The organism is Marinobacter sp. UBA2688, assembly GCF_002352785.1.
GTDB classification, from domain to species: domain Bacteria; phylum Pseudomonadota; class Gammaproteobacteria; order Pseudomonadales; family Oleiphilaceae; genus Marinobacter; species Marinobacter salarius.
The window spans coordinates 251,975-264,205 of sequence record NZ_DELU01000027.1 but is presented as its reverse complement, the minus strand read 5'-3'; the positions used below and the strand labels follow the sequence as shown (position 1 = coordinate 264,205).

The following is a 12,231-nucleotide window of genomic DNA, read 5'->3' as shown; positions in this document are numbered from 1 at the left end:
CGAGGGTTTGTCAGCAATCTGAGGCCCGCAGAGCGGGCCTTTTACAGGTTTCACTGTTACCGAAACCTTAGATCTTGCCAACCAGGTCCAGTGACGGAGTCAGAGTCGCTTCGCCTTCTTTCCACTTGGCCGGGCAAACTTCGCCGGGGTTGTTACGAACGTACTGAGCCGCTTTTACCTTGCGCAGCAGGTCGTCAGCGTCACGGCCGATACCTTCGGCAGTGATTTCCATGGCCTGGATAACACCATCCGGGTCGATCAGGAAAGTAGCGCGGTCTGCCAGGCCCTGGCCTTCACGCATCACACCAAAGTTGTTGGTGATGGTGCCGGTCTGGTCGCCTACCATGAAGTAGTTGATCTTGCCGATAGTCTCGGAGCTGCTGTGCCACGCCTTGTGGGTAAAGTGCGTATCGGTGGATACGGAGAATACTTCCACACCCAGCTTCTGCAGCTCTTCATACTTGTCGGCAACGTCGCCCAGCTCGGTCGGGCATACGAAAGTGAAGTCGGCCGGGTAGAAGAAGAAGACAGACCACTTCCCTTTTACGTCGGCTTCAGAAATTTCAACGAACTCGCCGCCTTTAAAGGCGGTGGCGTTGAACGGTTTAATTTCGCTGTTAATCATACCCATAGTAGATATCTCCCGTTGGTTGAGTTTAGGCATTGGCTAACTTGAGTTGGCTAAAGTATTGATTTGATCAAAAACATTCAAATTGATTGTTTTTAGCCGTTCGATAGGAAACCGCTATTTTATTTTTGGGAAGGCTGCAGAGAAGGACTAATCCGTGTTATCGGGCTCGAAGGCGCCCTTATGAAAATCGATGGCAGTGTCCACTTCTTCCATGCCGCAGACCCTTGGTTCCGCCAACGTGCCACCGGCCAGTGCCCGAAGCACTGCGTGCACGCCATTAGACAATGATTCGGTATTGTAACCGCCCTCCAGCACCATGACCAGCCGGCCGTTACAGTGCTTGTCCGCAATTTCCTGCACAATGCCCGTCATGGCTGAGAAGCCTTCGTAGGACACATTGAGCGCCAGGTCGTACCAATGGGCATCAAAGCCGGCGGAGACCAGTACCAGGTCCGGTTTGAAGTAGTCTGCGGCGGGTACCAGTATCTCCCGCAGCGCTTTCAGGTAAGCGACATCGCCCGCGCCACCGGGCATGGGCACGTTAATGGTGGTGCCCTCGCCCAGGCCGGCGCCTACGTCGGTTAACGCGCCACTGCCTGGGTAAAATGGTGCGGCCCGGTGAATATCAAAAAACATGGTGTCCGGATCCGCCCAGAAGATGTCCTGGGTACCATTGCCATGGTGGGCGTCCCAGTCGACGATCAATACCCGTTCACAGCCCAGCTCCGCCTGCGCGTGTGCAGCCGCAACGGCAACATTATTGAAGAGGCAGAACCCCCTTGCGCGTACTGGCTCAGCATGGTGACCAGGCGGCCTGACCATTGCGAAGGCGCTGTTCGTTCGGCCCTCAACCACCGCTTCCACGGCTGCGATGGCCGTGCCTGCAGCGACTTCGGCAGCTTCAACACTGCCCGGTGAAACGGCTGTGGTATCCACATCCAGCCACGCACTTTCGTCCCGCAATGAGAATATGTCGTCCAGGAACGAAGTCGTATGAACCCGGCTCAACTGATCCGGCGTTGCCGCCTTACCAGGCTCGATCCGGACACCGGGAATGGGATCACGGGCAAGCAAGTCCATGATCGCGGTAATACGGCCTGGATGCTCGGGGTACTTCCACTGCACATTGAGGCCTGAAAGAATGGAACGTACCCGTTTGTCCAGGCGGCCGGGCAGGAAATCCATGTTGGTATCGGGGTGATGGGCCAATACCCGTTCATCGTAAAAGACCGTGACGTCCCGTTGTTGTGCCAAGGCGATGCTCTCCTCTGCCGGGCCTTAGCTCAAGCATAGTCTTCTCAGGGCAAATCACAACGTTGCTCACAACCGCCAACGCGTCGGATTCGAGTGTTTGAGCACTCCGGCATCGTCCCAGTCATTCCAGCCAGTAAAGGGAATTGGCGCGTCCTGTTCAATCCCCGACAACCGGTGCGCCCACTGGTCTTTCAGTGCCTCCAGATGGTCCCGGAACGCGCCTTCCTCCTGATAGCGGATGCCGCCACCCTGCACCCCATAGCTTATGTGCGGCGCCAGCACGTCATAGCCCACGTAATACAGTGAAGAATGAACCGGCCACAGCCATTCCACCATATTGCCAGCGCGGCCAAATGGCATGAACGCCTGCTCCGGCGAACCTGTGGTCACGGAACACATCGCCTTTTTACCGCGAAAATAGCCACGATCATAGCGCATGCTTCCCGAGTAAAGTCCGCCATAGACCAACACACGATCAAACCAGCCCTTCAATATGGCGGGTTGAGAATGCCACCATAGCGGAAACTGGAAAATCACCAGATCGGCCCAATTCAGCCTGGCTATCTCACGCTGCACGTCTTGAGGTAATGCATTGGCATCATAGTGAGCCCGCTGCTCCGTCAGCGGAGCAAAATAGCACTCATCCTGACGCTTGCCATACCACGACGAACGCTCCACCGGATCAAAACCTTCCCCATAGAGATCGTCTATTTCTACCTCGTGCCCCGCCAGATTCAGGGTTTCCGTAGCCACATCCACCAAACCCCCACTGAATGACCGCCTTTCCGGGTGGGCCAGTACAATCAGTACCTTCATGTCTGAATTCTCCTTCGTGTTTCATTGAATTCAGACTACCCCTTTCAAAAACGAACAGATATTCCACAAATGTGATAGCTGTATTTGCATGAATGAACAGAACCTTCAGTGGAGAATCAACAGACTGGGGTTTCCCCAATGAGACACCTATCAAGTTAATGCCGCGGATGATTAACTATCCTTAATCAATTAACATCATACCGTGCACGACGCACGTGATGTGTGTGAAGAACGCCTGATCCGCGTTCAGTATCGTTGTCCAGTCACTTAAACAGGGAACGTTGTATGCGACATTCTCCAAAGGCGCTGAAAGCGTTCTTTCTGGTGTGTTTTTGCTTTTTTTCGACCGTTTCTCACGCTGCGCTGGTTGATATCGACCAGGACGATGGTGTGATTTATTTCACTTTCGCTGCCCCGAATAAAGTCGTCCGCTACGACATGGTGTCGCAATCCATGTTGTCGGATATTCCCCTCAATAACGTACCAACAGCCGCAGAAATTCAGGGTAACAATCTGTATGTGGCCTATCGGCGCAGTGCCTACGCAATAGATCTCGATTCGCAGACACCGACTTTCATTGCCAACACCGGCGAAGACATGACGGCACTCCATGCGGTAGGAAACGCCCTTTATCTGGTACAGGGTTTCAACCGGGTCATGGCTCGGAACCTGTCAGATTACACACTCATAGAAGAAAAAACGGTTTTCTACAGGGGGACCGGGTCTGTGGGATCACCAGCACAGTCAGCGCTGTACTATCGGTCAGACGGCACTTCACCGTCCGATATTGTTAAAATCCCACTCAATGCGGATGGCACAATGGGGAGCGATATGGACAGCCCCGCCCACGGGGATTATCCCAGTGCCAGTCAACTTTACCTGTTCCCGGATGAAAGTCGCGTACTCGACAATCAGGGCATCCTTTATTTCGCCAACGACCTGACCTACGCCGGCAGCCTTGCTGGCGCGTTTGACGATATGACTTTCTGGCAGGGCGACCTGCTGGTGCTCCGTGGCAATACCGTTCATCAATACAACAACGCCATGCTGGAAGTGGCTCAGATGGGCCTCAACCAGCAACCTCTGAAAATTGCCAGCTACGGTGACGCTGTCTTTGCTTTCTACGAGAACAGCAGTCAGATCGGTGTTGAAGTATTGGACCTCGACAGTCTTGCCACGCCATCGCCAGGCGAGCCCCCCAATCCGGAAACTTCGGATTTCATCCCGGATTTCATCGAGTTCGACAGCCAGGAAGGCCTGTTGTATCTGGCCGACCGGGAGACACTGGCCATTCACATCTGGTCGGCGGAAACGCAAACCTATGTTGACAGCATCGGCCTGCTGAACCCACCCACGTGGATGACGTATTCCCCAGCCCATGGGCGACTTTACCTGGGCTACACTGGTGGAAAGATCAGCCAGATAGTCATGTCCACCGGGACACTTCAGGAAACTCCGTTCACCAACCTGCCACAAAGTGTTCTGGGTCTGGAATCCGCAGGCGATTATCTCTTTGCGGTGGATGCCTCCGGTGCCTGGGAGCGGTTCTACAGCTTTGACGCATCCGGAACAATGGTGGACTCCGTTGAATGGCGGCACGCCAGCTCAGAATACCTATGGAATCCTGTCACCGAGCGTATCTATCACTTCCGGTCCGGAACATCGCCCAATGACATTGAATGGTCCGAGCTGAGCTCAACCACCGGGCTTTTGGGCAGCAAGGGCGACTCCCCCTATCACAGCAGCGGCTACGCAGCCGCACCTTTGCACTTCGACCCTGCAGGCCAATTGCTGCTGACCGGCGGAGGCAAGCTCCACGACGCCTATTCCCTCGCCGAACTCAACTATCTGTCCAATGAAATAACAGACGCCGCCTGGACGGGAGGTACCCTCCACACCATTGCAGCAGTTGATGGCAATGCCGTGCTGCAAACCTGGTCCGACAACTACGAGCTCCTTGAAGAGAACTCTATATTCGATGCCCTGGACACCCGTATTCTGGCCTATGGCGCCCACCTGGTGGCGATTGAAATGGCCGCAAGCGGGGGGCCTGACATCTCAGTACTCGATTTCACAGCGGACACTGACGACGACGGGCTGTTTGACCTCGAAGATAACTGCCCCAACACCGCCAATGCCAATCAAGACAATCATGATGGCGATGAGTTTGGCGACGCCTGTGACAATGATTCCGACAACGACGGCATCCCCGACACAGACGAACTCGCAGTGGGACTGGATCCCTTTGACAGTGCCGATGCCCAGGAAGACCTGGACGCAGACGGTTACAGCAATCTGAGCGAGTACCTCAACGGTACATCCATGACCGATGAGGAGGATTATCCTGCAGGGGATCCCAACCTCGATTCCGATGGAGACGGCCTGCCAGACTCGCTGGAAGACCAGTATCTGGCGCTCGACCCATACAATCCCGATGATGCGTCCCAGGACTATGACGGTGACGGCGCCACGAACGCCTCAGAAGTCGCCTCCGGTTACAATCCCGACGTTTCTGACGACTTTCCCACCCACAATACGATGGACTTTTTCCCCTTGGGGGACATCACCTGGGTTTTCTCCGACCCATCGGATGGCTACCAGTTCCGAAGCGAATCCATAAGCGGCGCAGGTATGTTCAAGTTCATTTTCCCAAATGGCGATGACCGCCTGGTACGTCGTACTACTGGCGTCTATCTGCTTGAAAGCCGGTTTGTTGATTCGGAAGGAGATCGGATTCGAATCACCTACGGGGATGGTCTGCTAATGATCCCCAGCTCGCTTGAGCTGGGCACGAGTGTCACTTCACGTGCCACCCTCTCCAGCTACATCAATGGCCGGCAGGGCAATCAGGTCAATTTCACCACGACCATTGAATTGATTGAGGAGTCCACAACCAGCGTAGACGGGGAGCCGCGTGCCGTGTTGGTCACACTCAGACAAACCCGTATCACCATGGATGGACAGCTTCTGGACAATACTATTGAAATTGAGGCCTTTGCGGAGGGTGTGGGGCGGATCTACAGCTCCCTTGATCCGGACGCCGAGCTGTCGGCCTACAACGTCCAGCAAGTGGACAACTCCATTTCCTCCGGCTCGGCCTCTGACGACTCATCGTCAGGCGGTGGTGGCGGTAGCATGTCCTGGCCGATATTGGCCCTGCTGTTTATGATGGGATGGGGTCGGCGCCGGTTCAGGTTCAGCACCAACTAGGCATCGCAGACATCACTCATCCGTTCTGGGAGGTGACCACAAGGGCACCTCCTCACGGCTGGGCGGTTCCCAGTCCTGCTGCATCACGTCACTCAGGGTGTCCTCCAGCTTCATGAACAGCTCACCATAACGGGGGCTAAAGCGGATACCCTCTTCGATTTCCTTCCAGGCGTCGAACAGTTCGTCCTCGTGGGACTTCTCATTATTGATAAATGCCCAGGTCATCTGCCGCGACCGCAATGGGTGAACGCCAAATGCGGTCAGTGCATGGCCACCCAGCTCCACCGCAGAATGGTAGGTTTCGCTCACGACGTCGTCAGCGCCGGCCTGGCGCAACTGATAGCCATGGCCCCGATCGAACGCCCGTGCCAGTACCCAGACGCCGGGGTAGTGTTGTTTGACATGGTGCACCAGGGCCACGGCTCTATCCCGGTCGTCAATCGCAACCACGAGCAAGCGCGCGTGGGCGATGCCCGCCGTTTCCAGTAACCCCGTATGGCTGGCGTCACCGAAATAGCTTTTGATGTTGATACGTCGCAGGTTTTCGATCTGATCCAGGGCCAGATCCAGCGCGACAATGGGAATCTTGTTGGCGCGCAACAACCGGCACACAATCTGGCCAAATCGTCCAACCCCGGCCACGATCACTGGCGCCTGCTCCTCGATCACATCGGCTTCCCGCTGCTCATTGCGGGCTTCACGATACCGCGGCAAGATCAGCCGGTCGTAGGCAATAAACAACAGCGGCGTCAGGAACATGGACAGCGCCACCACCAATCCCAGAAGCTGGGCGATGTCCGCGGGGATCACACTGTTCTGCATGCTGTAGGTCAGCAGCACGAAGCCGAATTCGCCGGCCTGGGCCAGCCCGAGGGTGAACAGCCAGCCATCACGGCCCCGCAGCCCGAATAACAAGGCCAGGAGCAGCAGAATTGCTGCCTTGACCAGGATAACCGCCAGCGCCAATGTGATTACTGTGCCCCATTGCGCCGCCAGCACCTCAAAGTTGATACCGGCACCCACCGTGATGAAAAACAATCCGAGCAGTAGCCCTTTGAAGGGCTCAATGTTGGCCACGAGTTCGTGACGGAACTCGCTGTTGGCCAGCACCACACCGGCGAGGAAGGCCCCGAGCGCCGGCGACAGATTGACGATGCTCATCAGCGCGGCGATACCGATCACCAGCATTAACGCGGTGGCCGTAAAAACCTCCCGCATACCGGACTGAACCACGTAACGAAACAGGGGCCGGCTCAGGTAATGACCGCCGACGATCACCGTAGTCACAGAGCCGATCACCACCAGGGCGTGAGCCCAGCCTGGCAGATGCGCCACCAGGCTGAAACCGCCCTGGTGCCCGGGGTCCGTCGCCCCAACGCCCGCCAGTTCGGATATCGCCAGCAGGGGAATCACCGCCAGCATGGGAATGACCGCAATATCCTGGAACAACAGCACCGAGAAAGCGCCCCGGCCCCCCTCGGTTTTGCTAAGTCCTTTCTCGTTCAGGGTCTGCAGCACAATGGCGGTGGAAGACAACGAGAAGATAAGGCCAACGGCGACGGTGGTCTGCCATTGCAGCCCCATCCACCAGGCAATCGCCATTCCGGCAGCGGAGGTGAGCACCACTTGCAGGCCGCCCAGGCCCAGCAAACGAATCCGCATGGCCCAGAGGGATTTCGGGTCCAGCTCCATGCCCACCAGAAACAGCATCATGACCACACCAAACTCGGCAAAATGCTGAATGGTTGCGGTTTCCTGGCCCACCAGCCCCGTCACCGGCCCGATGACGACACCCGCCACCAGATACCCCAATACCGACCCCAAACCCAGGCGCTTCGCCAATGGCACCGCGACAACAGCGGCGGTCAGATAGATAAACGCCTGGATAAAGTATTCGGTCATTACAGCCCCATCAGGTCAGCGAAGGATAAACACCTTGATACTAGCTGGATTCCCCCGTGTTGCCATCCACCGGAACCGCAAACCGCTGGGACGCAGGACTGTTAATTACGCCTCCACTGCTGTTCAAGCAACGCACGCTCCTGGTTCGGCCCAACGGGGGGCGTGGCCATCATCCGGTCCAGTTCCTCGTCAAGCACACTGCCACCGCTCGCTGTCTGGTATACATCAGGTGCCAGGGAAGGCTCTGCTTCGGCAGTGGCCACCTGTTCCCAGGAACCCTCGCCAGTGCGACAGGCAATTTGCTCCGACGCGGACGTTTGCGTCTCCAGGCGGAACTGGCGGCACCATTGGCCGGCCTGGCTTTGGAACGTCAGTCTCGGCGTCAAGCTTACCTGGTCATTAACCTGGTAAACTTCGCCACTGGGCTGGCTATCCAGAACGTTCGCCACCGCGGGCGACATCGGATCGCCGTCCGTTGCTACCGTCAGCCATTGCGTCAGCGCCACCCCCGCGATGATAGCGGCGGCGATCGCTTTACCCGTGTGGCCGGGCAGCCTGCGCCACCACGGAAAGGTGACCACATTGTCCTGCGCGGGCGCAGCACTCCGGGAGGTCTTTTCCTCCAGCATTTGGGTAATCGAAGCCGGCATGGGACGGTCATCGATCGAGCCGTAATGGGCCTGTAGTTCGGCATCCACGGACGCCATCTCGGCCAGTCGATCTGCCAACGTTGGATCCTTCTCAATCTGGTCCCGAACCGCTTCCATCTCCGCGTCGGTCAGTTCGTTATCGAGGAAAGCCGACAGGGTTTCATCAGTCATCTTCATGAATCGGTCCTCATGGTTACAGGCGCCAGGGCCTCGCTTAATGCCGCCCTGGCTCGGGCCAGCCGGCTCATCACCGTACCCTTGGGCACTTCCAGAATCTCAGCCACGATTTTGTAGGGCATGCCCTGGATTGCCACCAGGGAGATAATCTGGCGTTGGTCCTGTGGCAATCTTGCCATCGCAGCGTCCACTCGGTGCCATTCGATCTCTTTGGTGGTCTGGTGCTCGCCATTGATCACCTGACCATCCGTCAACTCCGGATGTTCCGCGGCGTCCCGCCGAACCTTCCGCGCGCGACACTCGTCTATCCAGACGTTACGGCAAACCCGGAATGCCCACTTGGTAAGATCGGCGTCGTCCGGCATGTCCCGGGTCAACAAACGCTCCACCGTATTCTGTAGCAGGTCGTCGGCGTCTGACAGGGAGCCGGTCAACGAGTAGGCGAATCGTCGGAGCCTTGGTAATAGTTCGGTGATTTCCTCTTTCATAGCCTTCCATTTCCAAATGGTGTTATCGGTAAAACGGTCGTGAAACCGATTTATTCCATGAACGAAGGAATTTTTTTTCCGCCGGGCCGTTGTATCGTATGACACACATCTTTAATCGGACGGGCACGATGAAACCTTTTCTCTTGAGACACTTGTTCCCTGCAATCGCTCTTTGCACGCTTTCCGCACCGGCCTTGTCCATCGGTGTCGGTGACGTGACCAGCGGCCAGATAGATCCGATAACCCGCCAGGTTGAACAGAAGACACAGCGCATGGTGGAGCAGGCCATGGACCGTCGCCTTGAGAAGCAGATCAACACACAGGCCACAGAGCTCATGGAACAGCTCGAAGCGTTACCGTCAGTCCTTTCCATTCTCACGCGTCAGGGACAGAAAGCGTTCAATGATATCCAACTGGACGACGGTTTCCGTGCCGTGGAAGGTCAGTGGCTGGTGACCGGTACCGCTGCGGAACTCGCCCGCCTTGACCAGCCGGGGATCACAGTTCTCGAACGCCGAGAGCTGACCGGCCTGGGTATGACCGTGGTGCGGTTCCGGGTCACTGCCGAGCTGGATTCCCATAATGCCCTACAGGACGCCCTACCAGAACTCGCGGATCGGCTGGACCGCAACCATATCTATGCTCCGCAAACGGGTGCGAAAGAGCCCCTGTCAGAGACCAAAATGCCACAGTGGCGTAGCCTCTGCACCGCCCCGGTTCGCGTTGGAATGGTGGATACGTCGATTGCCACAGACCATCGGGTATTTGAAAGTGCACAAGTTGTGCAGGAGCGTTTTCTGGCATTGGCGGAAGTGGACGGAACACTGACTGAGCCGGCAATTCACGGCACGGCCGTCGCCAGCCTGCTGGTGGGAAACCGGCCTGGGCAATGGCCTGCCCGGCTGCCGCAGGCTACGATCTTCAATGCCTCGGTGTTCTATGACCGGGATCGCACCCTCTCAGGCGCCACACTTGGTCATTTACTGGAAGGTCTGAACTGGCTGGCCGGTCAGGATTTGTCGGTTATCAACATCAGCCTGACCGGCCCGGACAACCAACTTCTCGCTGCGGCGGTGAGCCGCCTCAGGGAGCGCGGCGTGCTGATGGTTGCGGCGGTAGGCAATCAAGGGCCCTCTGCCCCGCCATTGTATCCGGCCGCCTACACGGAAGTGATCGGTGTGACGGCGGCTGATAGTTCCGGGAAGCTCTACCGCTGGGCCAATCGGGGTGAACAGGTGATGTTTGCCAGCAACGGCGTCACCGTTCCGGTAGCACACCCTGATGCCGGCATGGTTGCAGACAGCGGCACCTCGCTGGCGTCGCCAGTGGTTGCCGCTGCACTGGCCTGCCAACGTAATGAACTTTCGGAAGACAAGGCCATTGGTGCCCTGATCAATGCAGCGAAGGATCTTGGACGTCCTGGCCGGGACACCGAATTCGGTCACGGCTTTCTGGATTTCTGACTGCCGGGTTTCAGAAATCCGCCCTGAGCGTCACCCCCGCCACCGTCTTGTCGTAATCCGCAGAATCCACGTTCGAGGTGTACTGGCCCCAGGAAACACTGGGCTCAACACTGAACACCTCATTGAGTCCAATCCGCCAGCTGGCCTCCAGAATACGGGCTTTGTCCGCCCGCTCATTGCTTGAGCGTTCGGTAAGATCACCGGTCAGAGGTTCCGTCAGAACCGGGCTGGTACTGGTGACGGTCACCTCTTCATACTCCCTGTCCTCGTAACGCCAGCCAAACCGCAGGCGGTTTTCCTCGCCGGCCAGGGTAAACCGATGCACCAACGCTACCCGAACGCGAAGCAGGTCATTGTCGTAGGCTTTCTCCTCAGCATCTTCGCGATCACCGTCAAGACCGAGTAGAAAGTGGCTCTGGGCCTGGTTGAAAAAGAAGAACGCATCCAGACTGGCGCCTTTTATCTCGGCATCCCGCGCATCACTGTCATCAAATTCCTTGCGCTTGTCCTGCAGGCTGCCACGCAGATAAACGTCCTCCGCGAGCAGGCTGCCCAGGTAGACACTGGCACGCCGGAAATCGAGGAACGGGTCTGACCCCAGAGTTGCGTGGGAATAGTAATAACTGGCGCCAACGGTGACCGGGTCGAAGTCATAACTGACATCGGCCGACAGCAGGTGAATGTCCTGATCGAATTCATCAAGGTTCTGGTACCGTCTGCCCGAGAGCGAATAGCCAAGTGTCACGTTTAACCGCTCGGTGGGTTTCAGGATGCCTTCCAGACCGGCGTCGAAAACCCAGGCCTGATCACTCTCATCGGCGGACGTGTTCAGTTCATCCACGGTCACGTTGCTGTCGTGCTCGTAACCGCCTTCAAGATATCCGTTCGCTGACGCTTTCTCCTGCGCCTGAACCATTAATACCGGTGACGCCAGGCCAATGGCCAGGGGCAAGGTCAAAATACGTTGAATCAACTGCATGTCTGCTCCTTTCACTTGGGCGTCCAAAAGAAAGCCGGGCCCTATGGCCCGGCGAGTCTGGAGGAGTGGTTATAGCAGGCCACCACTGCCGGACCCTTTCACGGTCCCCTTGACGGAGTTCTGCACTTCACTCCGGACGCTCTCAGATACAGACGTTCCGATCTGCTGATTGGTTTCAGCGCGAATTTCAGCATTTCGGGTCTCGTTCATGCGCTCTTGCGCCTGTTCGCGCTTCTCACCAGCTTCATCGCGAGCCGTGTCCGCTGTAGCATCGGCGGTTGCTCGCACCTTCTGGCCGGTTTCAACGCCAGCGCTGACCGCCTGATCGGCCCTTCCGCGGGCTTCTTCACTGGCCGCCTGGCGTTGGTCGGCAGCTTCGTCTCGAGCGGCTTCGCCGTTGACACTGCCCTCTGCGCTTGCAGAGGCACCACCATTCGCGGAAACACCGTTGCGGGTGCTAGCTTCCGCACTCATGTTGGTTTCAGCCTGCGCGTTTGCATTGGCCGCGCCAGACCCTCCTGCGGCGAAAACGCCGGTGGAAAGAATGGAACAGATTGCGAGTGTCAGTACATGTTTTTTCATGGTTACGTCCTCCTGATTTACCCGTTTCGGGTGGCTTTCATCAGGGAGACGGCTGAGCCTGGCGTTTATTCCAAAAAAA

At 57.1% G+C, this 12,231-nt stretch carries 10 protein-coding genes; 2 read left to right on the top strand and 8 right to left on the bottom strand.

The window, feature by feature from the left end:
* Positions 1–67: 67 nt before the first annotated feature.
* The 3 genes from ahpC to B3M52_RS18965 all read right to left on the bottom strand — a co-directional run bounded on the left by ahpC (position 68) and on the right by B3M52_RS18965 (position 2,701).
* Positions 68–631, bottom strand: a complete 564-nt coding sequence (gene ahpC / locus B3M52_RS18975; RefSeq protein ID WP_007153032.1) for an alkyl hydroperoxide reductase subunit C — start codon at positions 629–631, stop codon at positions 68–70.
* A gap of 147 nt (positions 632–778) precedes the next feature.
* The gene (locus tag B3M52_RS18970; protein WP_178380805.1) at positions 779–1,885 is read right to left on the bottom strand and encodes a histone deacetylase family protein; all 1,107 of its coding nucleotides are present in this window, start codon (positions 1,883–1,885) and stop codon (positions 779–781) included.
* A 66-nt stretch (positions 1,886–1,951) separates the two neighbouring features.
* Entirely contained in the window at positions 1,952–2,701 is a 750-nt protein-coding gene (locus B3M52_RS18965) for an NAD(P)H-dependent oxidoreductase (protein ID WP_075196434.1), read from the bottom strand.
* A gap of 285 nt (positions 2,702–2,986) precedes the next feature.
* Here B3M52_RS18965 and B3M52_RS18960 point away from each other — a divergent pair, with 285 nt between their 5' ends.
* Positions 2,987–5,911: a YncE family protein gene (locus tag B3M52_RS18960; protein WP_075196433.1), complete on the top strand. Its 2,925-nt coding sequence runs from the start codon at positions 2,987–2,989 to the stop codon at positions 5,909–5,911.
* Positions 5,912–5,923: 12 nt separating this feature from the next.
* Here the strand turns inward: B3M52_RS18960 and B3M52_RS18955 are convergent, their stop codons facing one another.
* The 3 genes from B3M52_RS18955 to B3M52_RS18945 form a co-directional block, all read right to left on the bottom strand.
* Complete coding sequence (locus tag B3M52_RS18955; RefSeq protein ID WP_075196432.1) at positions 5,924–7,813, bottom strand: monovalent cation:proton antiporter-2 (CPA2) family protein; 1,890 nt, start codon at positions 7,811–7,813, stop codon at positions 5,924–5,926.
* A 101-nt stretch (positions 7,814–7,914) separates the two neighbouring features.
* Entirely contained in the window at positions 7,915–8,640 is a 726-nt protein-coding gene (locus B3M52_RS18950) for a hypothetical protein (protein ID WP_075196431.1), read from the bottom strand.
* On the bottom strand, positions 8,637–9,128 hold the full coding sequence (locus tag B3M52_RS18945; protein ID WP_041332886.1) for an RNA polymerase sigma factor: 492 nt from the start codon (positions 9,126–9,128) through the stop codon (positions 8,637–8,639). Before B3M52_RS18945 ends, B3M52_RS18950 begins: the two co-directional genes overlap by 4 nt.
* Before the next feature lie 128 nt (positions 9,129–9,256).
* Here B3M52_RS18945 and B3M52_RS18940 point away from each other — a divergent pair, with 128 nt between their 5' ends.
* On the top strand, positions 9,257–10,591 hold the full coding sequence (locus B3M52_RS18940; RefSeq protein WP_159265590.1) for a S8 family serine peptidase: 1,335 nt from the start codon (positions 9,257–9,259) through the stop codon (positions 10,589–10,591).
* Positions 10,592–10,601: 10 nt separating this feature from the next.
* Here B3M52_RS18940 and B3M52_RS18935 read toward each other — a convergent pair whose 3' ends face one another.
* Positions 10,602–11,570, bottom strand: coding sequence for a surface lipoprotein assembly modifier (locus B3M52_RS18935; RefSeq protein ID WP_075196429.1), 969 nt, complete (start codon positions 11,568–11,570; stop codon positions 10,602–10,604).
* Between the two features lie 69 nt (positions 11,571–11,639).
* Positions 11,640–12,152, bottom strand: a complete 513-nt coding sequence (locus B3M52_RS18930) for a hypothetical protein (RefSeq protein ID WP_036211661.1) — start codon at positions 12,150–12,152, stop codon at positions 11,640–11,642.
* Positions 12,153–12,231 lie beyond the last annotated feature (79 nt).

Bases quoted from the DNA above. Each gene is read 5' to 3' on its own strand.
- ahpC (WP_007153032.1), bottom strand. From the start codon at position 631: ATGGGTATGATTAACAGCGAAATTAAACCGTTCAACGCCACCGCCTTT.
- B3M52_RS18965 (WP_075196434.1), bottom strand. From the start codon at position 2,701: ATGAAGGTACTGATTGTACTGGCCCACCCGGAAAGGCGGTCATTCAGT.
- B3M52_RS18960 (WP_075196433.1), top strand. From the start codon at position 2,987: ATGCGACATTCTCCAAAGGCGCTGAAAGCGTTCTTTCTGGTGTGTTTT.
- B3M52_RS18955 (WP_075196432.1), bottom strand. From the start codon at position 7,813: ATGACCGAATACTTTATCCAGGCGTTTATCTATCTGACCGCCGCTGTT.
- B3M52_RS18950 (WP_075196431.1), bottom strand. From the start codon at position 8,640: ATGAAGATGACTGATGAAACCCTGTCGGCTTTCCTCGATAACGAACTG.
- B3M52_RS18945 (WP_041332886.1), bottom strand. From the start codon at position 9,128: ATGAAAGAGGAAATCACCGAACTATTACCAAGGCTCCGACGATTCGCC.
- B3M52_RS18940 (WP_159265590.1), top strand. From the start codon at position 9,257: ATGAAACCTTTTCTCTTGAGACACTTGTTCCCTGCAATCGCTCTTTGC.
- B3M52_RS18935 (WP_075196429.1), bottom strand. From the start codon at position 11,570: ATGCAGTTGATTCAACGTATTTTGACCTTGCCCCTGGCCATTGGCCTG.
- B3M52_RS18930 (WP_036211661.1), bottom strand. From the start codon at position 12,152: ATGAAAAAACATGTACTGACACTCGCAATCTGTTCCATTCTTTCCACC.